This is a genomic window from Xanthomarina sp., from assembly GCF_035306705.1.
Classification (GTDB): Bacteria; Bacteroidota; Bacteroidia; order Flavobacteriales; family Flavobacteriaceae; genus Xanthomarina.
The window spans coordinates 27,883-52,918 of the sequence record NZ_DATGNO010000167.1; the positions used below are offsets into that span (position 1 = coordinate 27,883).

Below are 25,036 nucleotides of genomic sequence, written 5' to 3' on the forward strand. Positions count from 1 at the left end.
AAGCATGGGAAAAGGAGATAAAAAAACCAGACGAGGAAAAATACAAAGAGGTTCTTATGGTGTTAGACGTCCACGAATAAAAAAACGTCCACGCCTTGAAAACAAACTAGATCCTAACAAAAAAGTAAAACCTAAATCTTAATATATTGAGATAGTTTCTTACCTATGGCATAAGCGCCAACAATAGATAAGATAACAATGCAAATATTTGCAAAAACATAAAAGGTGTACAACAACACATCTTCTTTCGAGTTGATGCAGAAATTATCTGTAATGCAGGTTTCTATGGTTTCCTGGTAAAATTGAAGCAACAGAAAGCTTACAATAAAAAGCACTAGAATAGAAATCAATATATATTGAAGCGTTTTGTTTCTTGGTTTTTTACCAGTTGGCTTAAAAGCATTTCGTTGGTCTTCGGTACGAACGTTATCTTGTAAAGACCAAACTGTTTTCTTTAGAGAGTTGTCCATGAAATCTGTAATTTTCTAAATTAAATCCTTTTATATCGTCTAAAGTCTTGGCATTGTTATCAATAATATAACGTGTTATTAAGCCTCTAGCTAATTTGGCATAAATACCAATGGTTTTATAATCGCCATTTTTAAGTTCTTTAAAATCGATATCTATAACGGGTACTTTTAGGCTTTTGGTATCAATTGCTTTAAAATACTCGTTACTTGCCAGATTTAAAAAGAGCTCGTTGTCTTCCAATTCGTTGTTTAAAGTTTGAGTAACTTTCTTTTTCCAAAATTCATATAGGTTTTTATTTTTCCCAATTGGAAATTTTGTTCCCATTTCCAATCTGTAAGGTTGTATTAAATCCAATGGTTTTAAAACGCCATATAGCCCTGAAAGAATTCTTACGGTATCCTGAAGCTTATCTAGTTTTTTTACATCTAAAGAATATATATCCAAGCCTCTGTACACATCGCCATTAAAAGCATACACAGCTGGTCTGGCATTGTTTTTTGTAAAAGGTAATTGCCACTCCTGATTGCGTTCGTAATTTAAATGTGCCAAATTATCCGAAATTTTCATTAGCTCCGACAAACTCTTGGCAGATTTCTTTTTTAGTAACTTATTAATACGCTCCGAATCTGATAAAAACAAAGATTCCGAGGTTTTACTAGTGGGTAATTTAGTTTCAAAATCGAGGGATTTTGCAGGTGATAAAACGAGCTTCATAGACACACTTCCTGCGAAAGCAGGAATCTCTTTATAGTTAATATATAGCTTTAAAATACAGATTCAAAGTTACATATAATTCAATAAACTAACGAATGGAAACTGTTATATGGTCGTTAATAAAATAGGTTTATTTATAATCCACATTGTGGGAAAAAAATTCAAATTTGTTAATCAGTTTTAAATTCAACAAGAGATTCGTTAAGAACAACTTGCTTTAAAGTTTTATTCTGAACAATTTTCCATTTTTTTCTAGGATATTTTTCTTTTAATTTTGGTAAATCCTCTTCAAAATTATCTTGAATTACAAATAAATTTCCATTCTCATTACCTTTAGGATAAAATGTAAAATTTCCAATATAATTTATAGAATCTTCTTGAACTTTAAACAGAATTGAAAATTCATTTTTTTATTTTAAACTGCTATTGGAATATCCAAGACCAACAATGGCTAAATTATAATTGAAAAATTCATAATTACCTGCTTTCTGTTCTTTAATAAAAAAATAAACCCTCGTATTATCGCCTTTTTGATGAGGTAAACTTCTTGATATATGTATACTATAATAACCGTCTAAAAAATCATTTTTTTTTACTTCTGGTTTGTATTCTAACCCACATCCATTTTATCTAGGTTTCTCATCAATTAAGGTAAATGTTCAAATAATATAACCATTACCTGGAGCTGCATTACTTATCATTATTTTCTCACTACCACAACTAATAAATATAAGAACCCAAATAATATGTTTCATTTATTTTTAAATGATTTACTGTTTTATAAAATTACCTCTTACTCCCCATCTTGATGCTTCACATAGTTCTGCCATTTTTCAATGCACAGCTGCATATCTTGAGGAATCTCAGAGTCGAAACTCATGAATTCTCCTGTTTTTGGATGTGTAAAGCCCAGCGTTTTTGCATGTAGCGCCTGCCGTGGTAAGATTTTAAAACAATTATCTACAAACTGTTTGTATTTAGAGAACGTGGTTCCTTTTAAGATTCGTTCTCCTCCATAACGTTCGTCGTTAAACAAGGTATGTCCTATATGTTTCATGTGCACGCGAATTTGGTGCGTACGTCCTGTTTCTAATTTACAAGACACTAAAGTAACATAGCCTAAACGTTCAATAACTTTATAATGTGTGACTGCTGGTTTGCCTTTGTCTTCATCATCTCCAAAAAAGACCGTATTTTGTAATCTGTTTTTTGGATGACGACCAATATGCCCCTCTATGGTTCCTTCATCTTCCTCCATATTTCCCCAAACAATAGCTACATATTCTCGCTGACTCGTTTTATCGAAAAACTGCTTGGCTAGATGCGTCATCGCTTCTTCATTCTTGGCAATAACTAAAAGTCCACTCGTATCTTTATCTATTCTGTGCACCAATCCTGGACGATTACTAGAATTGTTGGGCAAATTATCAAAATGATAAATCAAGGCATTAATTAAGGTTCCAGAATAGTTTCCGTGTCCTGGATGTACAACCATTCCTGGTTCTTTATTCACAACCAACAAATCATCATCTTCGTAAACAATGTTTAAAGGAATGTTCTCTGGAGTTAGTAAGTTTTCGTAAGGTGGATGCTCGAAAAGCACACGAATCACATCATAAGGTTTTACCTTATAATTGGATTTCACTTGGATATCGTTGACATAAATACTGCCATTTTTTGCAGCTTCTTGAATTTTATTTCGCGTTGCGTTTTCAATAAAATTCATTAAATATTTATCTATTCTAAGAGGTTTCTGACCTTTTTCGGCAGTAAAGGTGAAATGTTCAAATAACTCATCATCATTTTCCTGCTCTGGGGTATAATCTATCATATTATTCTGAAATTGGTCTAGTACCATTACCTAAAACCAAATCGATTTTAGAGGTTTTTGGAAGCATATCTCCCGGTTGAAGTTTTTTACCTTTAAAGCTCATTTCCAAAACTCTATCTTTAGCAATATTGTCTATATAAATCAGTTTCCCTACCTCAAACCCTAAAGCCTCTAGCGTTGGTTTTGCTTGTCTAAATGTGCGTTCCGTTAAATCTGGAACCAAAATGTTTCTGTAACCAGAAGGATTAAGGGTTAAATATATTTTTCGGTTTTCCTTTACTTTTTCGCCAGCAATTGGATCCTGTTCTATCACCGAGAATTTTGGATAATCTGGATTGTAATTAGAAGAATCTAAAATTTCCATAGCTAAATTGTTTTCATTTAGTTCAATTTTAGCCACTTCAATAGACTTTCCTTTTAACTCGGGAACCGTTTCAAATTCACCATGATTGGTAGTTACCTTTAACCATTTTAGCATGATAAATGACAAAATGAAAATGGCAACAAAAGCCAAAACAATTTGTTTTAAAAACGTTCTACTACTAAGAAATTTTATAAGACTCATTTAAATTTATTTGAACAACAAAGATATAAAAACAGAACTGTTTTTTCTTTTGCTTTTAATGTGATATTTTAGCTTAACTAAAAATCCTCTGGTTTTATTGTAATATTAGCTAATAATTAACGGGATTCCCAGGTTCTTGGGAAATATATATGAAAAAAAATATCGCCATCATTATGGGAGGTTTCTCCAGCGAATACGAGATCTCATTAAAAAGCGGAAACGTTGTTTATCAAACACTTAACAAAGAAATATACGATGCTTATAGAATTCATGTTTTTAAAAACAAATGGGTATATGTAGACAATGAAGACAATGAATTCCCTGTAGATAAAAATGATTTCTCAATTATTGTCAATAAGAATAAAATTAATTTCCATTGTGTTTTTAATGCCATTCATGGAACTCCGGGAGAAGATGGTTTTATGCAAGCCTACTTCAAGCTATTGAACATCCCGCAAACCAGTTGCGACATGTATCAAGCAGCTCTGACCTTTAATAAACGTGATTGTTTAAGTGTTTTGAAACCTTACGGAATAAAAACGGCCGAAAGTTTCTACGTGAATTTAGGCGACAAGATTGATGCGAATGCCATTGTTAAAAAAGTGGGCTTACCTTGTTTTGTAAAGGCCAATAAAGCTGGAAGTAGTTTTGGAATTACTAAAGTTTATAAGTTAGAAGACATGCAGCACGCCATTGATGTGGCTTTTAAGGAAGATGACGAAATTATTATTGAATCCTTTTTGGATGGTACAGAAGTTTCTGTTGGGGTTATTAAATATAAAGGTGAAACTAAAGTTTTACCAATAACCGAAATTGTAAGCGATAACGATTTCTTCGATTATAAAGCAAAATACCTTGGCGAATCCAAAGAAATTACCCCAGCGAGAATCAGCGAAGAAATGACCGAAAAAGTAAATAAAGTAGCCAAACAGGTTTACGATATTTTAAAAATGACCGGCTTTAGTAGAAGTGAATACATCTTTAAAGATGGCGAACCACATTTATTGGAAGTAAACACGGTTCCTGGGCTCACCAAAGCTAGTATCCTTCCGCAACAGGCAGCAGCAGCTGGAATTACCCTAGAAGAATTGTTTGGTAATGCCATAGAAGAAGCTCTTAAATAGCTACCATATTTGACATGGTAGTTTTCGATAAATAAATATTATATTTGGTAAACTTTTAAAAATTAAATGAGATTCTCAGTACATATTGGTAATGTACGATACAAAATCCATTTAATCTTAAGTCAAATTTAAAAAGATTCCTGCCTTCGCAGGAAACATTATGAGAAGAGCATTATTTCCAGGATCTTTCGATCCATTAACTTTAGGTCATTTCGATATTATAAGTCGTGGTGTACATCTTTTTGATGAAGTTGTAGTTGCCATTGGTATCAACGCCGATAAAAAATACATGTTCACGCTCGAGGAACGCAAAAAGTTTATTAAAGAAACATTTAAAAATGAACCAAAAATAAAAGTTGTTACTTATGAAGGGATGACTATAGATTTTTGCAAGAAAATAGATGCTGGGTTTATTCTTCGCGGATTACGGAATCCAGCCGATTTTGAATTTGAAAAAGCCATTGCCCATACCAATAGAAAACTCTCCAAAATTGAAACTGTATTCCTATTAACGGCAGCACGAACTTCTTATATTAGTTCTAGCATTGTTCGTGATGTGATTAGAAATAAAGGCGATTATAAAGTTTTGGTTCCTGATAGTGTTCGGGTGAAATAATTCTAAAAGAATCTCTTTTATTACTGTTTACTGAAACCTAAGACTGTATACTTTGTTAAAGCTTATAGTCAGACAAAGGATTCGGGAAGTCTTCAGGGTTAGCAACTAAATGGTATCTTGGATCGTCGACATCTTCAATAATCACTTCTTTAAATTTCGGACTTGCCTTGTACATTAATTCTTTACAATCTTGACTCAAGTGCTTTAGCTTAATTGTCTTACCTTCAGCTTCATATTTTTCGACAATATTAAAAATAGCCTCCAAAGCTGAATGATCGCTAACACGAGATTCTACAAAGTCAATAATTACTTGGTCAGGATCGGTTTTTGGATCAAACTTTTCGTTGAAAGCCTGTATTGAACCAAAGAACAAAGGCCCCCAAATTTCATATACTTTTGTACCATCTTCCTTAATACGTTTTCTAGCACGAATACGTATGGCATTTTGCCAAGCAAATGACAAGGCTGAGATAATAACACCAACGAATACCGCAATGGCTAAATCGTAAATAACGGTAACAGAAGAAACTATTATTAAAACAACAGCATCAGATAAAGGAATCTTTTTAATAATTCGGAAACTGGACCATGCAAAGGTTTCAATAACCATCATAAACATTACTCCAACTAATGCGGCAATAGGTACTTGTTCTATTAATTGATCGGTAAAAAGTATAAACGTTAGTAACGTTAGAGCCATCATAATACCAGATAAACGTCCTCGCCCACCAGCGTTAATATTAATAACCGTTTGGCCAATCATACCACATCCACCTGTTCCACCAAAAAGCCCCGACATAATATTTCCGGTTCCTTGAGCAATACATTCTTGGTCGCCATTACCTCTAGTTTCAGTTAGCTCATCCACTAAATTCATAGTCATCAAGGACTCTATTAATCCTACGGAAGCCGCTAAAAAGGCATAAGGTAAAATAAATTTTAAAGTATCTAAATTAATAGGAAGGTTTTGCCACAGCTCTAGATTAGGTGTTGGAAATTCACCTTTTAAACCCGTTCCTCCACCTTCAATAATATAAGATCCTACCGTCGATACATCTAAATTAAAACCAATAGCAATTAAGCTTGTTACTAAAATAGCGGTTAATGCTGCGGGTACTTTCTTAGTGATTTTTGGTAAACCCCAAATAATTCCCATGGTTAAAAGCACCAAACCAAGCATGATATAAAGTTCGGTACCTTGCATATAGGTGCTAACGTATTTTTTAACACCATCAGCTGAAACTTCTAAAGATTTATGTGAAAACATTTTTACCTGTGCCCAAAAAATAACAATGGCAAGACCATTAACAAATCCTAGCATCACTGGATGTGGGATTAAGCGTACAAAACGCCCTAATTTAAATACACCCGCCATAATTTGAATGACACCCATTAATATAACACAGGCCATTAAATAGAAGAATCCCATGTTCTTAATCGGTTGATCAAAAAGCATTCCTTTGGTATGGCCATCTGCAATCATGGTAACAAAAATAACCGCAACAGCACCAGCAGCACCCGAGATTAATCCCGGTCTTCCTCCAAAAATTGCGGCAATCAACCCAATAATAAATGCTCCTGAAAGAGCCATCAGCGGATCTATTTGTGCAACAAAAGCAAACGCAACCACTTCTGGAATCATTGCTAAAGACACGGTAATCCCGCTTAAAATATCATTTTTAGGGTTACTTGTGAATTTTCGAAAAAATTGAGTCATCGTTCTTTTTTTGGAGGGTGCAAAAATAGACTTAATATGGTTAAACACAAGGCTATATTCTTATAAATTGTTTAGTTTTATACTTTAATTCTTGATTTATGAAAAAAAATATCGCTTTTTCTCTTATCTGTTTGTCTTTCAATTTTTTATTATCCCAGACGTCTCCACAGCTTTTAACGAATTTTGAAAAAAGTGGTGGAACTGAAACCGAAACTTATCAAGAAGTCATTAATTATTTTAAAAGTTTAAGTATTATTTATCCCGAAATTTCAATGCTGGAAATGGGTAAAACCGATTCTGGAGAACCTTTGCATATTGTTATTTTCAACAAAGTTTCAAACTTCGATTTTTCGGAAATAAGAAAAAACAAACGAATTTTATTGATTAACAACGGCATCCATCCTGGAGAAACAGATGGAATTGATGCCACCATGATGCTGTATCGAGATTTAGCCCAAGGTAAAATAAAAGCTCCTAAAAACACGGTTTTGGTAACGATTCCTATTTATAATGTTGGAGGTAGTTTAAACAGAAATACAGGTTCTCGTGCCAACCAAAATGGTCCAAAAGAATATGGTTTTAGAGGCAACGCCAGAAATTACGATTTGAATCGAGATTTCATAAAATGTGATACTGAAAACGCTAAAAGTTTTACAGAAATTTTTCATTTGGTGCAACCAGATGTATTTATAGATAATCATGTAAGCAATGGTGCAGACTATCAATATGCGCTTACGCATTTATTCACACAACACAATAAACTAGGCGGTTCTTTAGGCACTTATTTAAACACGGAAATGATGCCTGCTTTAGAAGAAAAATTAGCAAAAAAAGATTGGGATATCACACCATATGTGAATGTATTTAATCAGGTACCTGAAGTTGGTTTTAGTCAATTTATGGATTCTCCAAGGTACTCTACGGGTTATACCGCTTTATGGAATGTGCTTGGTATGATGGTTGAAACACATATGCTAAAACCTTACAAACAACGTGTGGAAGGCACTTATGAGCTTATGTTAAGTATGATTGAAATTACCGAAGAACAAGGTGAGAAAATATCAGAATTAAGGCGAAATGCTTTTAAAGAATTTCAGTTGAAAAAAATATACCCCTTAGATTGGGAGATTGATACAACTAAAACTACAATATTAAATTTTGAAGGTTTTGAAGGCGAAATGATTACCAGTGAAGTTACTGTCTTAACACGCTTAAAATACGACAGAACCAAACCCTTTACCAAAGAAGTTATTTATCAAAACAACTTTAAACCTAAAACGGAAATCACCGTTCCAAAAGCCTATATTATTCCTCAAGGTTGGCACAATGTCATTGATTTATTAAAACGAAATCAAGTACAAATGTCGCGCTTTAAAAAAGATACAACCCTTTTGGTAACATCTTATAAATTGGGTGAATTTGAAACCAGAAAAAATGCCTACGAAGGACATTATCAACATTACAATACCCATATAAATACTTCAAAAGAAAAAATAAATTTCAGAAAAGGAGATTATTATCTTGAAACAAATCAAATGGCCTTACGTTATATATTAGAAACTTTAGAGCCACAAGCTCCCGATTCATTTTTTAATTGGAATTTTTTCGACACGGTTTTACAACAAAAGGAAGGTTTTTCACCTTATATTTTTGAAGATACGGCCAAAGAAATGTTAGATAATAATGCCGAATTAAAAGCGGAATTTCTAAAGAAAAAAGAAAATGAAAAAGACTTTGCTACCAATTGGTATGCACAACTTAATTGGTTGTACGAGCGCTCTTATCATGCTGAAAAAGCCTTTATGCAATATCCAATTTATCGCATGGATTAATTAAATAATTAGTAATTTACGACTATAAATTCGTTTACATTTACATAAAATTATTCATAGTATATGAAACCACAAGACATTGAAAATATAGAATTACAATATCTCACCTTAAACGATTATCAAGAGTTAAAAGGCGCCATGTTGGAGGCTTATAAAACCATGCCAAATTTATATTGGAGAGAAAATCAAATCAAAACCCTTATAGATAAATTCCCTGAAGGACAGGTAGTTATAAAAGTAAATAACCAGATTGCTGGTTGTGCACTTTCTATTATAGTGGATTATGACAGTATTGACGACATACACACTTACGAAGACATAACAGGCAACTATACCTTCAACACGCACGATGCCAATAAAGGCGATGCTCTTTACGGTATTGATGTTTTTATAAAACCAGAATTCCGTGGCCTACGCTTAGGAAGACGATTATATGATTATAGGAAAGAAGTTTGTGAAAAATTAAACTTACGAGGCATTGCCTTTGGAGGTAGAATACCAAATTTTCACAAGTATTCTAAAGAGATGACTCCTAAAGAATATATTGATAAAGTTAGAAGAAAGGAAATTCATGATCCAGTTTTAAACTTTCAAATTTCGAACGATTTCCATCCTGTTCGTATTTTAAAAGGTTACTTAGAAGGCGATGATGCGTCTGGAGAATATGCGGTTTTGTTGGAATGGGATAATATTTATTACGAAAAACCTTCTAAAAAAGCAGCTACAAAGAAAAAAATTGTTCGTTTAGGACTTATTCAATGGCAAATGCGTTTATATAAAGATTTGGAGGAACTGATGCAGCAAGCCGAGTACTTTATTGATTCCGTTTCTGCTTATCGCTCTGATTTCGCTTTATTTCCAGAGTTTTTCAACGCACCATTAATGGCTGAAAACAATCATTTATCCGAATCTGAAGCAATTAGGGAATTGGCGAAATTCACACCTACTATTGTACAAAAGTTTTCTGAATTTGCAATTTCGTACAATATCAACATTATTACTGGTAGTATGCCAGAAATTAAAAACGATTTACTCTATAATGCTGGGTATTTATGCAAACGGGATGGTACTGTAGAACGTTATGAGAAACTTCATATTACACCAGACGAAGCCAAAGTATGGGGTATGCAAGGTGGTAACGAATTAAAAACTTTCGATACAGATTGTGGAAAAATTGGTGTTTTAATTTGTTACGATTCTGAATTTCCAGAATTAAGCCGACTGTTAGCAGATGAAGGTATGGACATTTTATTCGTTCCGTTTTTAACCGATACACAAAACGGTTACTCGAGAGTAAGACATTGTGCCCAAGCTAGAGCGATAGAAAACGAATGTTATGTAGCTATTGCGGGAAGTGTGGGTAATTTACCAAAAGTGCATAATATGGATATTCAGTTCGCGCAGTCCATGGTTTTTACACCTTGCGATTTTTCATTCCCGGCAAACGGAATTAAAGCTGAGGCAACTACCAATACCGAAATGATTTTAATAGCAGATGTAGACATCGATTTACTTCGCGAGCTCAATCAACATGGAAGTGTTAGAAACCTAAGAGACAGACGAAAAGACCTATTCGAACTTCGAAAAAGATAATTTAAAGACTTGAAAAAGTTATTGAAAAAAACTCTAATTTTGTTTAAAATAAATAATGCGATTTCGCTATAAATGAATAAATATATTGTTGTCAATCATCCAGAAAAATGGCATTTTTCGATTGAGAATATTAAAGTAATTTCTTCGCAAGAATATCTTACTAACCCGGAGTTTTCCCTATTAAAAAACGCCAGAATTTTTAATCTTTGCAAAGATTATTCCTATCAATCCAAAGGTTATTATGTCTCGCTATTGGCTGAAGCCAGAGGGCATTTGGCCATTCCAACAGTTAAGAATATTGTGGATTTGAAGGCTTTAAAATTGGTTCGAATTGTATCAGACGAGTTTGATGATGTGATCCAACAAAGTTTGAAAAATATCAAATCGCAAGAATTCACCTTAAGTATTTATTTTGGCCAGAATGTGGCTCAAAAATACAAAGAATTAAGTGCGTTATTTTACAAGCATTTTCAGGTGCCTCTTTTAAGGGTGAAATTCAACTTTAATACAAAATGGAACGTGCAAAACATTCGTGCCATTTCAGAATCCGAAATTCCCACGGAGCACATGGAAAGTGTGCGCATTTTTGCCAATCAGTATTTTTCAAAAAAACGTTATGATACACCTAAATTAACTAAATCCGATTTCGATTTAGCCATTTTGGTCAACCCTAACGATCCTGCGCCACCGAGCAACGCAAAAGCCATTAAAAAGTTTATAGAAGTGGCTGAAAAGATGAATATCTACGCAGAAGTTATCGAGCCAAAAGACCTGTCTCGTTTATCCTCTTTTGACGCGTTATTTATTCGTCAGAGTACCGAAGTCAATAACGAAGCCTATGCGTTTGCCCGAAAAGCACAGCAAGATGGTATTGCTATTATCGATTATCCGGATGCTATTTTAAAATGCTGCAATAAAGTGTATATGGCTGAGGCACTTAACAACGCCAATATTGCTACACCAAAAACAGTCATCGTTCATAAAAATAATAAAAACGAGGTTTTAAAAGAAGTGGGTTTGCCCTGCGTTTTAAAAGCTCCAGATTCCACATTTTCTTTTGGTGTGAAAAAAGCGAAAACTGAGGAAGAGTATCATGACTTGGTTTCTGGAATGCTAAAAGAATCCGATTTGATTATTGCGCAAGAATTTTGCCCTTCAGATTACGACTGGCGGATAGGAATAATTGATGACAAACCGTTCTTCGCCTGTAAATATTATATGGCAAAAGATCATTGGCAAATATATAATTGGGATGCTAAGAAAAAAGATGATCAAGACGGTAATGCTGATTGTTTAGCTATTGAAGAGGTACCAAAAGTAATATTGGATATGGCATTAAAATCCGCCAGGTTAATGGGAAAAGGCCTTTATGGAATAGACATAAAAGTAGTGAACGATAAACCCATGGTAATTGAAATTAACGACAACCCAAATATTGATTTTGGTGTGGAAGACAGACATTATGGAGATCTTGTTTATACCGAAATTCTTTCAGCCTTAAAAAACAGATTGACCAATCATGAGTAAAAAATATCATTTGTTTGAGGTTTATGGCATTGAGCTGGAATATATGTTGGTTTTTGGCAAAAACTTTAAAGCAGCTCCAATAGTCGATAAATTATTGTTAAAAAAAGCAGGAAAGATAACATCGGACATTGAAAATGGAGAAATTGCTTGGAGCAATGAATTGGTGGCACATGTAGTGGAATTAAAAACCAATGGTCCAACCAGTAACCTAAATGATTTATCTGAATTATTTCATAAAAACATCTTAGAAATAAACACTCTTTTAAAGCCTTTAGAATCGTATTTATTACCAACGGCAGCCCATCCTTTACTAAATCCGTTAAAAGATACCGAACTCTGGAAACACAGCTATAGCGAAGTTTACGAGTTATATAACCGCATTTTTAATTGCAAAGGACATGGTTGGAGCAATGTACAGAGCACACATATTAATTTGCCTTTTTTCGATGATAAGGAATTTGAAAAACTCCATGCTGCTATAAGAATTATTTTACCCTTGATTCCTGGACTATGTGCTAGTTCTCCTATTCTTGAAGGGAAAAACACAGGTTTTAAAGATGCTCGTTTGGAGTATTACAAAACCAACCAAAAGGAAATTCCAGAACTTACCGGTTTGGTCATCCCAGAACGTGTATTTAGTAAAGTAGATTATTATGCTACGATTTTCGAGCCTATAAAAAAAGCGATTAAACCATACGATACTGAAAATATATTAGACCATCATTTTTTAAATTCCCGGGGAGCCATCGCGCGCTTCGATAGAAATGCCATAGAAATAAGATTGGTAGATGTTCAAGAATGTCCGAAAGCAGATATGGCTATTTGTGTCCTGATTATTGAAGTCTTGAAACTTTTAGTTGGTAAAAAACTCGCAGCACTTCAGCAACAAAAAAAATGGCCTAAAGAAGAACTTTTAGACATTTTAAATCCAGTTATCAAAGATGCAGAAAACTATGTAATTCCAAACCTAGACTATTTGAACTTGTTTCAGGTAAATGAAGCCATTTCTGTAAAAGCACTTTGGAAACATCTATATGATCTAGCAAAAGAAAACATACATGAATCGCATTACGAAACCTTGGAATCTATTTTAAACGAAGGCACTTTGGCCACTAGAATTTTAAAGGCTGTTGCTGAAGATTATTCCGAAGAAAACATTAAAAAAGTGTATATCAATTTAACCGAATGCTTGCAAGAAAATAAATTATTCCTTCCATGAAACTGGTACTAACCTGCGAACATGGCGGAAATATAATTCCCAAGGATTACGCTTCCCTTTTTGAAGGTTATCAAGATGTTTTAAAAAGCCACAGAGGTTTTGATTTAGGGGCTTTAGACTTATTCGAATATTTAAAACCTCTTTCAAATGTTTCGTATTCGAGCACAACCAGCCGTTTGTTAATGGAGCTTAACAGATCTTTACATCATAAAAACCTGTTTTCAGAGTTTTCAAAAGAACTTTCAAAAGAAAAAAAAGAGCAACTTATTCATTCCTATTATTTGACCTATAGAAACAAAGTTGAGAATCAAATCAAGGAATTTATTTCTAATGGAGAAAAGGTTTTGCACTTGTCTGTACATTCGTTTACTCCTATTTTAAATAACATTATAAGAAATTGCGATATCGGGTTGCTTTTTGATTCCAGAAGTATTTCAGAAAAGCAATTCAGTAAAAGCTTTAAGGTCGAAATAATAAAGAATCACTCAGAATATCGCATCAGGTTTAATTACCCATATCTAGGAAAAGCGGATGGTTTTACAACGTATCTTAGAAAACAGTTTCCTGAAAATTATTTAGGAATTGAGCTTGAGGTCAATCAGAAATATTCTAAAACCAACACTATGGATCTCCAATTAAAACAGAATATCTATGCTGTTTTGAAAAGTTATTCTACAGGAAAATTGAAATAAGTTTTTGGGAAAGGTTCGTTTCTTAAAGTAAAGTGCCACCATTCTTTCGGGTAATTTCTAAAACCATGTTTTACCATCACATCTTGTAAAAGTTGTCTGTTGGTCTTTTGCTCCTTGCTTAAATTTTGGTAATTAACCCAAGAAGGTTCTCCAAAAAAATCGTACGGACTTCCCATGTCCAAAGCTTCGTGGGTATCCGCATCTATAATGGTTAAGTCTAAAGTACTACCTCGACTGTGTCCGGATTTTGAAGCAATATAGCCTTCCTTAAACAAGTGTCTTTTTTCAACATTGGGATAAAATTCTTGTTTCATTAATGTATCGTCCAATTTTCTTGCCCATTTTATAAAATGATTCACAGCTTCTTGTGGTCTGTAAGCGTCGTAAATTTTTAAACACAAATTATGAAGTAACAATTCCTCCTGAACCAATTTTAGGGCCTGAGCCGTTGGCCTTGTAACTATTAAGGTATTGGCATGATACCCAGCAATAGTATCTCCAACAAAATTATTTGTAGAATAATAACGCAATTCCACTTCTAAATCTGGAATAAAGGTTTTTGCATAGACAAAACCTTCTGGCATGCTCTTTTTATCTTGTTTGAAGGAAACAAAAATTAGAAAAAGAGAAACGAATATGGCTGTTTTTATTTTCATAGACTTTGGCTAATTTAGAGAAAAAATAAATGATGGATTTGTTTTCTTCAGAAAAAGCTGAATTTAATCTACCACAAGCAGAACTTATATATATTTCGCAGTTGTATAAGCAAAGTGAAGCAGATACACTTTTTAAAGATTTATTAGAACAAGTTTTATGGCAAGAGGACGACATTACCATTTTCGGAAAAACCCATAAACAACCCAGATTAACAGCTTTATATGCTGAAAACAACTCGCCTTACTCCTATTCCGGAATTACTATGAAACCACATCCTTTCAATAATTTACTTCTAGAAATAAAAAATAAAGTTGAATTAATTTCAAAACATAAATTTAATTCGGTACTTCTAAATTTATATAGAGATGGCAACGACAGCAATGGTTGGCATGCAGACAACGAAAAAGAATTAGGCCTAAATCCTGTAATTGCTTCTTTAAGTTTTGGAGCTAAGCGCGTATTTAAATTTAAACACAGAATTTTAAAACAGGAAACCCATAAAATAGCATTGGAACACGGAAGTTTACTAATTATGAAAGGCGAAATGCAACATTACTGGCTACATCAAATTCCTAAAACCAAGAAAGCCATTGGACAACGAATTAACCTAACTTTTCGGTTTATTGCATAAAAAAAACCGAGGTCCCTCAACCTCGGTTTAATTTGATTTGCATCTTTATTATGTAGTTAGATTTAGGGTCTCTAGTATCAACAACATAATGCAAACATTAATTAATTAATCCATTGAACTAAAAAGTAATATTTTAGTACATATCAAATGTAAATTAATATTTAAATATTACCGTTTAAAAGCTATTATTTTCGATGAAATACATTTAATTTTAACATTTACAGACAAAATACATTATAAATCCGACCAAGTACATGCTGTTTTTTATACTTTTCAATAAAAGATTATGAATTTGTCAGATAATTTTAAACTAATTTTACGTTATAGAAGTCTAATTAATTAACTCGTTGATTTTAATACCTAAGTACCCATGAAACTAAAGTATCTTTCTCTTTTAATTCTTTTTAGTTCAAATTTTCTTATTTCCCAAGAAACCAATTTCACTTCGGAAGATATTTCCATCAATCAGTTTGTAGATGGCATCTTATTAACGCCTACGGAAACTAAAAACTCCTCGTTAGCCATTATTATAGGAGATTCTGGTCCGACGGATAGAAACGGAAATCAGAATTTCCAAAAAAATAACATTTTAAAAAAACTGGCTGAAGACTTATCTAAAAATGGCATTGCCACATACAGATATGATAAACGCATAGTAAAACAAATAAGAAAAGGACGTGTAGATAAAAATATTCGATTTGATAATTTTGTTGAAGATGCTGAATCTATTATCGCATATTTCACAAATAAAAAAACATTTAAAAACATTTATATTATTGGTCATGGACAAGGAAGTTTGGTTGGCATTTTAGCTTCAAAAGAAGATGTGACTAAATTTATTTCCATTGGCGGTTCTGGAAAATCCATCGATAAAGTCATTTTGGATCAAATTGAACAAACGGTACCTGGATTATTGGACGAATCGGAACTTGCTTTTAATATCTTAAGAAAAAACAAAACAACCATAAACTACCCTTCTGCTCTCGAATCTATTTTTAGCATGGAAAACCAGGCGTTTATGAGCAGTTGGATGCAATACCATCCGCAAGAACAAATTGCAGAACTTACCATTCCTACACTCATTATAAATGGGACTAAAGATTTACAAGTTCCTGTAGAAGAAGCTCAACTCTTAAAAGATGCTTCAAAAAAAGGATCCTTATTACTTCTAGAGGACATGAACCATGTTATGTTTCCTATTGAAGGCGACGATCTAGAAAACTCCAAATCTTATAACGAATCGTTTAGACATTTAAGTCCAGAGCTTGTTCCTGCCATCCTGGAATTCATAAAATAAATTTATTCTCATAATTAACGTAAAAAAGAAAAGCATCCTAAAAAAGGATGCTTTTCTTAACTAACCAACCAAAAATATGAAATACTACCTTTTTTAAAAGTAACCACACTCTTTAAAAAGTTTTTTGTGTAGTATCAATTTACAAGACATAGTTCAATCTTCGTGCCAAACTCGATTTTGTGATTAAAATGTTTATATATATCTTTATGATATCATTTCAATATCATTTCAATATAAACCAACTAAATTTAATCACATGAAAGAAGAAAAAGTTATCGTACCCGCCAATGGCTATGTCATGCTATTTGTATGTTTAATATTATTTATTGGAGGAATTGCTGCTATGGCGGCAACAAAAAGCCCTTGGTTTTTATTAGCAATAGCTACAGCCTTTATTATGGCCTTAGGCTTTATTATGGTACAGCCCAATAACTCGAGGGTTCTACTGTTATTCGGTAAATATGTTGGCAGTATAAAAAAGAACGGCTTGTATTGGGCAAATCCCTTATATGCAAAAAAGAAAATTTCACTTCGCGCCAGTAATTTCGATAGCGAACGCTTAAAAGTAAACGACAAGCTTGGAAATCCGATTATGATTAGCACCATTCTAGTTTGGCGAGTTCAAAATACATATAAAGCAGCTTTCGACGTAGATAATTATGAGAATTTTGTACGTGTACAAACAGATGCCGCTGTTAGAAAACTAGCAAGCATGTATCCTTACGATAATTTTGCTGACGAAGGTCTTGCTGAAGACATTACACTTCGCTCTAGTGTAAATGAAGTAAGCGAAGCTTTGGAAAAAGAAATTGATGAGCGCTTATCGATTGCCGGAATTGAAGTTCTTGAAGCCAGAATTGGTTATTTGGCATATGCACAAGAGATTGCTAATGCCATGTTGAAACGTCAGCAAGCCACTGCCATTGTTGCAGCTAGACATAAAATTGTGGAAGGAGCTGTGAGCATGGTTGAAATGGCTCTAAACGAACTCAGCAGAAAACAAATTATTGATTTAGACGATGAACGAAAAGCGGCCATGGTAAGTAATCTAATGGTTATTTTATGCGGTGATAAAGATGCGTCTCCAATTGTGAATGCCGGAACCTTAAATCATTAAAAAAATGAAAGAATATAAGGTCATCTCTTGGGAAATGAGATTAAGTAAAAATAATGAAAGGTTGGAAGAAACGCTCAATCAGCATGCTATGTCTGGTTGGAACGTCATTCATATTTCAGAGAATACGATGAGAATTGTATTTGAACGCCAGAAAAACAGATAATAATCAAATGGATGATTTATGAAACAAGTTTCATTATACCTCTTCTGCCTACTTTTCAGTTTTATGGTGTTTTCACAAGAAAACATCATTTCAGAAGAAATTTTAATAATGAATGATAGCGTCAAGCTTCCTGGTACTTTAACTTACAATAAGGATTTAAAGAGTCAGTCATTGGCAATATTTATTCATGGTTCAGGAAATGTTGACAGAAATGGCAACCAAGCTGGAGTTAACATCAAAGCCAATTATATAAAAGAGCTAGCCGATAGTTTAAACGCTCGAGGAATTGCTTTTTATAGATACGACAAACGCTCTGCTACTGAAGAAAATTTGAGATTTATGATGAAAGATTTAAATTTTGATCGTTTTGTAGATGATGCCAATCTTGCTGTTAATAACTTTAAGGATGATAAGCGATTCTCGAGCATCACACTTATTGGACATAGTCAAGGCTCATTGGTTGCTATGTTGGCTGCTCAAAAAAATGTAGATAAATATGTTTCTTTGGCAGGGATTAGTGAAGATATGGGCAGCTTTATCATAAATAGTTATAAGCAAGTAAGTCAAGAAATGTCCGATATGACTAAAGAACAAGTAAATGAACTTAAAGAAACTGGAACTATAGAAAATGTTGATCCAGCTTTAGCACATTTATTTAGCAAACCTAATCAACGATTCTTTATCACTTGGATGGCTTACAACCCTTCAGAAGAAATTATAAAATTAAATATGCCCGTTCTTATACTTAATGGTACCAAAGACCTTCAAGTAAAAGTAAAAGAGGCAGAGAAACTTCATGTAGCTAAACCGGATTCAGAATTGGTACTTATTGAAAATATGAATCATGTTTTAAAAGACATAGAAAAGGATGAAAACAATATGAAATCTTATTTCTCTCCTGATTATCCTTTATCTAGTAAACTAGTAAACACGATTGAAGCTTTTATAAAAAAATAACATGTCAAAAAAGAAAGCCTTTGCATTAAGAATTAATGAAGATATGCTCAAAGCCATTGAAAAATGGGCTTCAGACGAGTTTAGGAGCACCAATGGACAAATTGAGTGGCTTCTTACGCAACAACTCAAGGAACACAACAGAGAGCCTAAAAAAGCAGACAAAAAGTGATTTTTAAAAGTCACTTTTTTTTTACCCATTAATTTTGGTACTTTGCAGCCCTAAAATAACCACACCTTAATGGAAAACCAACCAGTATTTACTAACGACGCCATAGTTTTTGGCTTACTCATGCTAGCCTTAGGATTTGTGTTTTACACAGAATCCAAAAAAACCGGATTTTGGCCTGTATTCTATAAATACATTCCAGGCTTATTAATGTGCTATATGATTCCAGCCATTTTTAATTCTCTCAATCTTATATCTGCCGATGTTTCCCAAACCTATTTTATAGCAAGTCGTTATTTATTGCCTGCATCTTTGGTGTTATTAACTATAAGTATCGATTTAAAAGCTGTTTTCAATTTAGGATGGAAAGCTTTAGTCATGTTTTTTACTGGAACCATTGGAATTGTAATTGGCGGACCAATTGCCATTCTTATAATTTCAAGTTTTTCACCAGAAACTGTTGGAGGCGCCGGATTTGATGCTACATGGAGAGGTCTTGCAACACTTGCAGGAAGTTGGATTGGCGGTGGTGCCAATCAAGCTGCAATGTTAGAAATCTACGAATTCAATCAAGAGCTATATGGGGGTATGGTTTTAGTGGATATTGTGGTTGCCAATATTTGGATGGCCGTTATATTGTTAGGAATTGGGAAGCGTAAAAAAATTGATGCTTGGTTAAAAGCAGACAATACAGCTATAGACGAGCTACAAGAGAAGGTTCAGAGTTTTAGTGATAAAACCGTACGAATTCCAACACTATCAGATTATATGGTTATTATAATGTTTGCATTCGTCGCCGTTGGTATAGCCCATTTTGGTGCAGATATAATTTCAGTGTATTTAACCGACAATTTTGAGGCTGTTAGCAATCCTAAAAGTGCTTTATCATCCTTTGGAAGTAGTTTCTTTTGGTTAATTTCCATTGCCACATTTATTGGTATTTTATTATCTTTTACCAAAGCAAAGAATTACGAAGGTGCAGGTGCAAGTAAAATTGGAAGTGTGTTTATTTATATTTTAGTTGCAACTATTGGAATGAAGATGGATCTAGGCAAAATCCTCGATAATCCAGGACTTATTCTAATTGGTTTGGTATGGATAGCTATCCACGCAGGGTTATTAATTCTTGTTGCAAAACTTATAAAAGCACCTTACTTTTTCCTTGCTGTTGGTAGTCAGGCCAATGTAGGAGGCGCTGCTTCTGCCCCTGTGGTAGCTGCGGCATTTCATCCCTCGTTAGCAACCGTTGGAGCACTTTTAGCTGTCTTTGGTTACGTAGTTGGAACCTATGGAGCCATACTTTGTGCCGAGCTAATGAAAATAGCCGCAGGAGGTTAGTATTTAATTAATAATTATATGATATTTGCGCTCCAAAATTCTAAAACCCCTATGAAAAAACTATTTGTATTGCTAGCACTTCTTTTTATTGTTTCTTGTGGAAAAGATCCAGATTTAATAGTAAAAGGTCAGGTTAAAGGTTTAAAAAAAGGAACTGTTTATCTTGAAAAAGAAAATGATTCTGCTTTAGTGATTGTCGATTCACTCGTTTTGAATGGAGCTTCAGATTTTGAATTCAAAAGGGACTTAGAATCTCCTCAAGCTTTTTATTTGCGTTTAGATAAAAACAATAGCAACGAAATCGAATCACGAATTATATTTTTTGCAGATAAAGGCGTTACAGAAATAAACACCACCTTAAAACACTTTGTTTCAGATGCTGTTATTACAGGTTCGGAACAACAAAAGCTTTTTGAGAATTACCAAAAAGTCATCAACAGATACAATGACAAAAAATTGGACCTGATTAAAGAAAATTTTGAGGCTAGGATGGAAAAAGATTCTGCGAAGATCCTTTTATCAGAAAAAGCTTTGGTTAATTTGGTAAAAAGCAGATACTTATACACGGTTAATTTTGCAGTAACAAATAAGGATAGTGAACTTTCACCATATTTAGCATTGTCTGAGATTCCCGATGCGCAAACGAAATGGTTGGATACCATAAACAATTCGTTAACGCCTAAAGTGAAAGCCTCTATGTACGGAAAAGCCTTGGATGACTATCTCGTTCAGAGAAAATCATATTAAAATCTTACGATTAAAACGGAATTAACTTTTATTTAATTCCGTTTTTTTATACGCTTCACTTTACTAATGCGTTACTTTGTAAAGAGAGATTTCCTATAAATGATTTTAAAAAACCAAATTCTTAAAAAATGGGCCAAACGCCTTGCTTATAGTTTTCTAATTTTAGCAATTCTATTGTTGGGCTTTTATGCTAGTATCTATTTTGGGCTTTGGGGAGAAATTCCTTCATCCAAAAAATTAGCAAACTTAAAGCAAAGTCAAGCCACACAGGTATTAGATAGCAATAATGATCTTATAGGAAAATTTTACATTTACGACAGACAATCCATCACCTATACCGATTTTCCCCAACATTTAATAGATGCTTTGGTTGCTACCGAAGACACGAGGTTTTACGAACATAACGGCATAGACAACACGAGTTTACTGAGAGTGTTTTTTAAAACTATTTTATTGTCGGACGCCTCTTCTGGTGGCGGAAGCACCATTACCCTACAATTGGCTAAAAACCTTTATGGAAGAGCAGATTATGGATTTTTAAGTGTTGTGGTCAACAAAATAAGAGAGAGCATTGTTGCCAGACGCATTGAAAATATTTACTCGAAAAAAGAAATTCTAACTTTATATCTGAACACCGTACCTTTTCCAGATAACACTTATGGAGTAGAAAGTGCCTCCAGAAAATTTTTCAACACAAAAACAAGATTTTTAAATCTGTCGCAGACCGCTACCCTTGTAGGTTCTTTAAAAGCGAATACGAGTTATAATCCAAGACTTTATCCCGAAAGATCGCAACAACGACGTGACCTGATTATTAATTTGATGAAAAACCAAGGGGCTGTTTCTCTACAAGAGGCTGAAAATGCCATCAAACAAAACATTGAATTAGATTATCAATATTACGCACCAAACCAAGGTCTAGCACCATATTTTAGAGCTCAAATAAAAAAACAATTAGATTCGATTCTTCAACAAAAAAAGTATAAAAATCCTAATGGCGAAAGCTATAATATCCATCAAGATGGTCTAAAAATCTATACCACTTTAGATAATACCATACAACGCTATGCTGAGGAAGCCATGCAAGAACATATGGTCAAATTACAAGAGCATTATGAGAAAGCCTATGGACAAAACGCACCTTGGTTAAAAAGCAAACCGGCATTCATTGCTGCTAAAAAACGATTATGGAAATATAGAGAACTTAAAAAACAAGGATTAACAGATCAGGCTATTGAAGATTCCTTGAGCAAAACCCAGGAAACTAAATTGTTTTCTTGGAATGAACCTACAGTCGAACAGATTTCAACACTCGATAGTTTGGAGTATTATTCCAAGTTTCTTAATGCTGGATTTTTGGCATTAGACCCATCCAATGGTGCAATAAAAGCTTATGTTGGAGGAATTGATTACAGGTTTTTCCAATACGATCATGTCTCACAAAGTAAACGCCAAGTGGGTTCTACCTTTAAGCCAATTGTTTATACAGCTGCCTTGGAAAACGGTATAGAGCCCTGCTCGTACTTTTCTATCAAGGAAGTAACTTATACGGATGTGAATAACTGGACACCAAAAAATTCTTCTGAAGTTGAAAATGAAGAGTTAAATTATTCCTTAGAATATGCTTTGAGTCGTTCGGTAAACACAATTACTGTAAAGGTTTTACAAGAAACAGGAGTTAATAAGGTTATCGACCAAGCTAAAGCTATGGGTATAAAAAGTCATATTGAAAAAGTGCCGTCTATTGCTTTGGGAACTTCTAATTTGAGTTTAATCGAGCTAGCTTCCGCATATACCTCTTATGTAAACGAAAGCATCTCGTCCAAACCAATTTTTATTACTAGAATTGAAGATAAAAATGGAAATATAATTGCTTCTTATGAAGACTTAAATCCCATCAATCCTAAAAAAGAAAAAGCTTTCAGCGATGATACCAGACAAATTATGCTAGAGTTTTTAAAAGAAACGGTTAATAATGGAACAGCCAGCAGATTGCGGTCCACCTATAATTTAAATAATGACATTGCAGGAAAAACAGGAACAACGCAAGATAATAAAGACGGTTGGTTTGTTGGGATTACACCTAAACTAGTAACTGTAACTTGGGTTGGAAACGATAATCAGCAAATTGGTTTTAGCAATACCAGTATTGGGCAAGGTGCAAATTCGGCATTACCCTTGTTTGCAAGGTTTTTACAAAAATTGAATGAGGATTCCGCCTATAAAAATATAACTCAGGCCTCTTTTGAAAAACCATCGGACCAAGTATTAAAAGCGATAGATTGCGAGCAGACTAAAAAAGATGGTTTCTTTAAACAACTATTTGGAAAGGACAAAACGGAGAAAAAATTCAAAAATAAAGAAAAGAAAAAGAAAGGAGTTTTTTCGTGGCTTAAAAAAAACAAGGATTCTGTTTAAATTTACAAACGTTTAAACGTATAATGAATTTTATTCCTGAGCCTTTACCTTTACAGAGATTTGTCTGTGTGAGCACAAAACATCCTTCTTGCTACTATTTATTCCATAAAAAAACTCCAACACTTTTTAGTATTGGAGTTTAAAATTTGAGCCGATAGAGGGACTCGAACCCACGACCTGCTGATTACAAATCAGCTGCTCTAGCCAGCTGAGCTACATCGGCGAAACAGGATGCAAATATAATCGGGATTATACAATTTGCAAATGTTTTTCAATATTTTTATCCTAATTTATTGATTTTTTCAATTAAAGCTCTTCCTTTATCTTCAAGTTCTTTATTGATAGCATTAAAATGTGCTTTTTTATCTTCCACTTTTCTATCGTTAACCTTTGCTATTAAGTCATCAAAAACACCAATAGCTTCGTCTATAATTGCTTCACCTTTTTTATCGTCTTTACCTTTGTTTGCATATTCCCAAACATATACTGCCTCAATAATGTCTCCTAAAACATAATTGATGTCTTTTTTTAAATCTTTTTTACTAGCCATGATATCGTTTTTAAAATTTTGACAAAAGTAGTTAATTTAATTGTATTCCCCACAATGGATTAGCATCTTCATTAGAAAGAAACTCTAATACTATTTACACATAAACCTCAAGTAGTTTTGCCCCTTTGGAAGAAATCTCAAATAGTTCGATAGTTGCCGGCATCAATAACGTTTCTCCCTGGACAAGATTTTCTGTTGTAGTTTGTGTTTTAAAACTAACTTCGCCTTCCAAACATACATATATAATAAAGGAATCGTAGTTGTTTTTTTTCTTGATTGTTTGGGTAAGCTCTAAGTAATTTGTAGTAAAATATGGGCAAGTCACCATTTTATTGGAAGTGTTTGCCGTTTTATTATAGTTAATTCTAAAGTTATTTGGCATATTAAAATTGAAAGCATCCATAGCCAAATCATTATGCAGCTCACGCTTGTTTCCATTTTCATCTACTCGATCCCAATCGTAAACACGATAAGTAATATCGCTTGTTTGCTGAATTTCCGCCAACAAAACACCAGCCCCAATGGAATGTACTCGCCCAACTTCTATAAAATAAGCATCTCCAGTTTTCACCTTATCAAAATTTAAAATCTCGGTCAAGGTATTATTGTGAAGATGTTTTAAATACTTTTCAGAAGTCATTTCTTGATTGAATCCAACCATCAAGTTGGAATTTGGATCAGCTTGCATCACGTACCACATCTCGGTTTTTCCAAAAGAATTATGCCGTTTAGCAGCTATCTCATCATTAGGATGCAACTGAATGGATAAATCTTCTTTGGCATCTATAAATTTTATAAGCAAAGGAAAGGCATTACCAAACTGTTTATAATTTTTCTTACCGACTAAAGCTTCCTTATAACTACTTAACAAATGTTTTAATGATTGGTTTTCTAAATCTCCATTTGCCACAATAGACGTATCACCTTCTACATCACTTATTTCCCAGCTTTCGCCAATATTTGACATATTACTGTTTTTATTAAGTATGGTCTTAAGTTTTTTTCCACCCCAAATTTTGTTTTTCAAAATGGGTTGGAATTTTATAGGGTACAAATTGACTTTCATATAATTATCAAGCAAACCTACAAGCTTA

Annotated in this window: 25 protein-coding genes and 1 tRNA gene; 17 read left to right on the forward strand and 9 right to left on the reverse strand. The window is 33.6% G+C overall.

Features of this window, described 5'->3' with window-relative positions; all coding sequences use genetic code 11:
* Positions 1-4 precede the first annotated feature (4 nt).
* Positions 5-142 carry a 30S ribosomal protein THX gene (locus tag VKY47_RS13365; protein ID WP_324313327.1) on the forward strand — a complete coding sequence of 46 codons (138 nt, stop codon included), beginning with the start codon at positions 5-7 and terminating at the stop codon, positions 140-142.
* Here VKY47_RS13365 and VKY47_RS13370 read toward each other — a convergent pair.
* The 4 genes from VKY47_RS13370 to VKY47_RS13385 form a co-directional block, all read right to left on the reverse strand.
* On the reverse strand, positions 132-470 hold the full coding sequence (locus tag VKY47_RS13370; RefSeq protein ID WP_324313328.1) for a hypothetical protein: 339 nt from the start codon (positions 468-470) through the stop codon (positions 132-134). The genes VKY47_RS13365 and VKY47_RS13370 overlap by 11 nt on opposite strands.
* Complete coding sequence (yaaA, locus tag VKY47_RS13375; protein WP_324313329.1) at positions 427-1,185, reverse strand: peroxide stress protein YaaA; 759 nt, start codon at positions 1,183-1,185, stop codon at positions 427-429. The genes VKY47_RS13370 and yaaA overlap by 44 nt, the downstream gene beginning before the upstream one ends.
* 793 nt (positions 1,186-1,978) lie before the next feature.
* Positions 1,979-3,016: an RluA family pseudouridine synthase gene (locus tag VKY47_RS13380; protein WP_324313330.1), complete on the reverse strand. Its 1,038-nt coding sequence runs from the start codon at positions 3,014-3,016 to the stop codon at positions 1,979-1,981.
* Between the two features lies 1 nt (position 3,017).
* Positions 3,018-3,581 (reverse strand): PASTA domain-containing protein, encoded by a 564-nt coding sequence (locus VKY47_RS13385; RefSeq protein ID WP_324313331.1) that lies wholly within the window; start codon positions 3,579-3,581, stop codon positions 3,018-3,020.
* Positions 3,582-3,730: 149 nt separating this feature from the next.
* Here VKY47_RS13385 and VKY47_RS13390 point away from each other — a divergent pair, with 149 nt between their 5' ends.
* Both VKY47_RS13390 and coaD read left to right on the forward strand, forming a co-directional pair.
* Positions 3,731-4,705 (forward strand): D-alanine--D-alanine ligase, encoded by a 975-nt coding sequence (locus VKY47_RS13390; RefSeq protein ID WP_324313332.1) that lies wholly within the window; start codon positions 3,731-3,733, stop codon positions 4,703-4,705.
* 160 nt (positions 4,706-4,865) lie between these two features.
* Complete coding sequence (coaD, locus tag VKY47_RS13395) at positions 4,866-5,321, forward strand: pantetheine-phosphate adenylyltransferase (RefSeq protein ID WP_324313334.1); 456 nt, start codon at positions 4,866-4,868, stop codon at positions 5,319-5,321.
* Positions 5,322-5,376: 55 nt separating this feature from the next.
* Here coaD and VKY47_RS13400 read toward each other — a convergent pair whose 3' ends face one another.
* The gene (locus VKY47_RS13400; protein WP_324313336.1) at positions 5,377-7,038 is read right to left on the reverse strand and encodes a SulP family inorganic anion transporter; all 1,662 of its coding nucleotides are present in this window, start codon (positions 7,036-7,038) and stop codon (positions 5,377-5,379) included.
* A 98-nt stretch (positions 7,039-7,136) separates the two neighbouring features.
* Between VKY47_RS13400 and VKY47_RS13405 the strand changes: the two genes are divergently transcribed.
* The 5 genes from VKY47_RS13405 (at position 7,137) to VKY47_RS13425 (ending at position 13,901) form a co-directional block, all read left to right on the forward strand.
* Positions 7,137-8,870 (forward strand): M14 family metallopeptidase, encoded by a 1,734-nt coding sequence (locus tag VKY47_RS13405; RefSeq protein WP_324313337.1) that lies wholly within the window; start codon positions 7,137-7,139, stop codon positions 8,868-8,870.
* Between the two features lie 63 nt (positions 8,871-8,933).
* Positions 8,934-10,463: a carbon-nitrogen hydrolase family protein gene (locus VKY47_RS13410; protein ID WP_324313338.1), complete on the forward strand. Its 1,530-nt coding sequence runs from the start codon at positions 8,934-8,936 to the stop codon at positions 10,461-10,463.
* Between the two features lie 72 nt (positions 10,464-10,535).
* Positions 10,536-11,990: a RimK family protein gene (locus VKY47_RS13415; protein WP_324313339.1), complete on the forward strand. Its 1,455-nt coding sequence runs from the start codon at positions 10,536-10,538 to the stop codon at positions 11,988-11,990.
* Positions 11,983-13,209, forward strand: a complete 1,227-nt coding sequence (locus tag VKY47_RS13420) for a glutamate-cysteine ligase family protein (RefSeq protein WP_324313340.1) — start codon at positions 11,983-11,985, stop codon at positions 13,207-13,209. Before VKY47_RS13415 ends, VKY47_RS13420 begins: the two co-directional genes overlap by 8 nt.
* Positions 13,206-13,901, forward strand: a complete 696-nt coding sequence (locus VKY47_RS13425; protein ID WP_324313341.1) for an N-formylglutamate amidohydrolase — start codon at positions 13,206-13,208, stop codon at positions 13,899-13,901. The genes VKY47_RS13420 and VKY47_RS13425 overlap by 4 nt, the downstream gene beginning before the upstream one ends.
* On the opposite strand, the gene VKY47_RS13430 is transcribed toward VKY47_RS13425, so the two are convergent.
* Positions 13,877-14,557, reverse strand: a complete 681-nt coding sequence (locus VKY47_RS13430; protein ID WP_324313342.1) for a M15 family metallopeptidase — start codon at positions 14,555-14,557, stop codon at positions 13,877-13,879. The genes VKY47_RS13425 and VKY47_RS13430 overlap by 25 nt on opposite strands.
* A gap of 29 nt (positions 14,558-14,586) precedes the next feature.
* Here VKY47_RS13430 and VKY47_RS13435 point away from each other — a divergent pair, with 29 nt between their 5' ends.
* From VKY47_RS13435 to VKY47_RS13475, 9 genes are all read left to right on the forward strand, one after another.
* The gene (locus VKY47_RS13435; RefSeq protein ID WP_324313343.1) at positions 14,587-15,189 is read left to right on the forward strand and encodes an alpha-ketoglutarate-dependent dioxygenase AlkB family protein; all 603 of its coding nucleotides are present in this window, start codon (positions 14,587-14,589) and stop codon (positions 15,187-15,189) included.
* 370 nt (positions 15,190-15,559) lie between these two features.
* A complete protein-coding gene (locus tag VKY47_RS13440) occupies positions 15,560-16,486 on the forward strand; it encodes an alpha/beta hydrolase (RefSeq protein ID WP_324313344.1) in 927 nt (308 codons plus the stop codon).
* A gap of 256 nt (positions 16,487-16,742) precedes the next feature.
* A complete protein-coding gene (locus VKY47_RS13445) occupies positions 16,743-17,603 on the forward strand; it encodes an SPFH domain-containing protein (RefSeq protein WP_324313345.1) in 861 nt (286 codons plus the stop codon).
* Positions 17,604-17,607: 4 nt separating this feature from the next.
* Positions 17,608-17,766, forward strand: a complete 159-nt coding sequence (locus VKY47_RS13450) for a DUF4177 domain-containing protein (RefSeq protein WP_324313346.1) — start codon at positions 17,608-17,610, stop codon at positions 17,764-17,766.
* 18 nt (positions 17,767-17,784) lie between these two features.
* Positions 17,785-18,723 (forward strand): alpha/beta hydrolase, encoded by a 939-nt coding sequence (locus tag VKY47_RS13455; RefSeq protein WP_324313347.1) that lies wholly within the window; start codon positions 17,785-17,787, stop codon positions 18,721-18,723.
* Between the two features lies 1 nt (position 18,724).
* On the forward strand, positions 18,725-18,892 hold the full coding sequence (locus VKY47_RS13460; RefSeq protein WP_324313348.1) for a type II toxin-antitoxin system antitoxin: 168 nt from the start codon (positions 18,725-18,727) through the stop codon (positions 18,890-18,892).
* 69 nt (positions 18,893-18,961) lie between these two features.
* The gene (locus VKY47_RS13465; protein WP_324313349.1) at positions 18,962-20,227 is read left to right on the forward strand and encodes a DUF819 family protein; all 1,266 of its coding nucleotides are present in this window, start codon (positions 18,962-18,964) and stop codon (positions 20,225-20,227) included.
* A gap of 51 nt (positions 20,228-20,278) precedes the next feature.
* Positions 20,279-20,974, forward strand: coding sequence for a DUF4369 domain-containing protein (locus VKY47_RS13470; protein ID WP_324313350.1), 696 nt, complete (start codon positions 20,279-20,281; stop codon positions 20,972-20,974).
* Positions 20,975-21,073: 99 nt separating this feature from the next.
* Complete coding sequence (locus VKY47_RS13475) at positions 21,074-23,392, forward strand: transglycosylase domain-containing protein (protein WP_324313351.1); 2,319 nt, start codon at positions 21,074-21,076, stop codon at positions 23,390-23,392.
* Positions 23,393-23,541: 149 nt separating this feature from the next.
* Here the strand turns inward: VKY47_RS13475 and VKY47_RS13480 are convergent.
* The 3 genes from VKY47_RS13480 to VKY47_RS13490 all read right to left on the reverse strand — a co-directional run bounded on the left by VKY47_RS13480 (position 23,542) and on the right by VKY47_RS13490 (position 25,008).
* Positions 23,542-23,615: transfer RNA gene (locus VKY47_RS13480), tRNA-Thr, on the reverse strand.
* A 57-nt stretch (positions 23,616-23,672) separates the two neighbouring features.
* Complete coding sequence (locus tag VKY47_RS13485) at positions 23,673-23,942, reverse strand: hypothetical protein (protein ID WP_324313352.1); 270 nt, start codon at positions 23,940-23,942, stop codon at positions 23,673-23,675.
* A gap of 94 nt (positions 23,943-24,036) precedes the next feature.
* Positions 24,037-25,008 carry a type I phosphomannose isomerase catalytic subunit gene (locus tag VKY47_RS13490; RefSeq protein ID WP_414731232.1) on the reverse strand — a complete coding sequence of 324 codons (972 nt, stop codon included), beginning with the start codon at positions 25,006-25,008 and terminating at the stop codon, positions 24,037-24,039.
* Positions 25,009-25,036 lie beyond the last annotated feature (28 nt).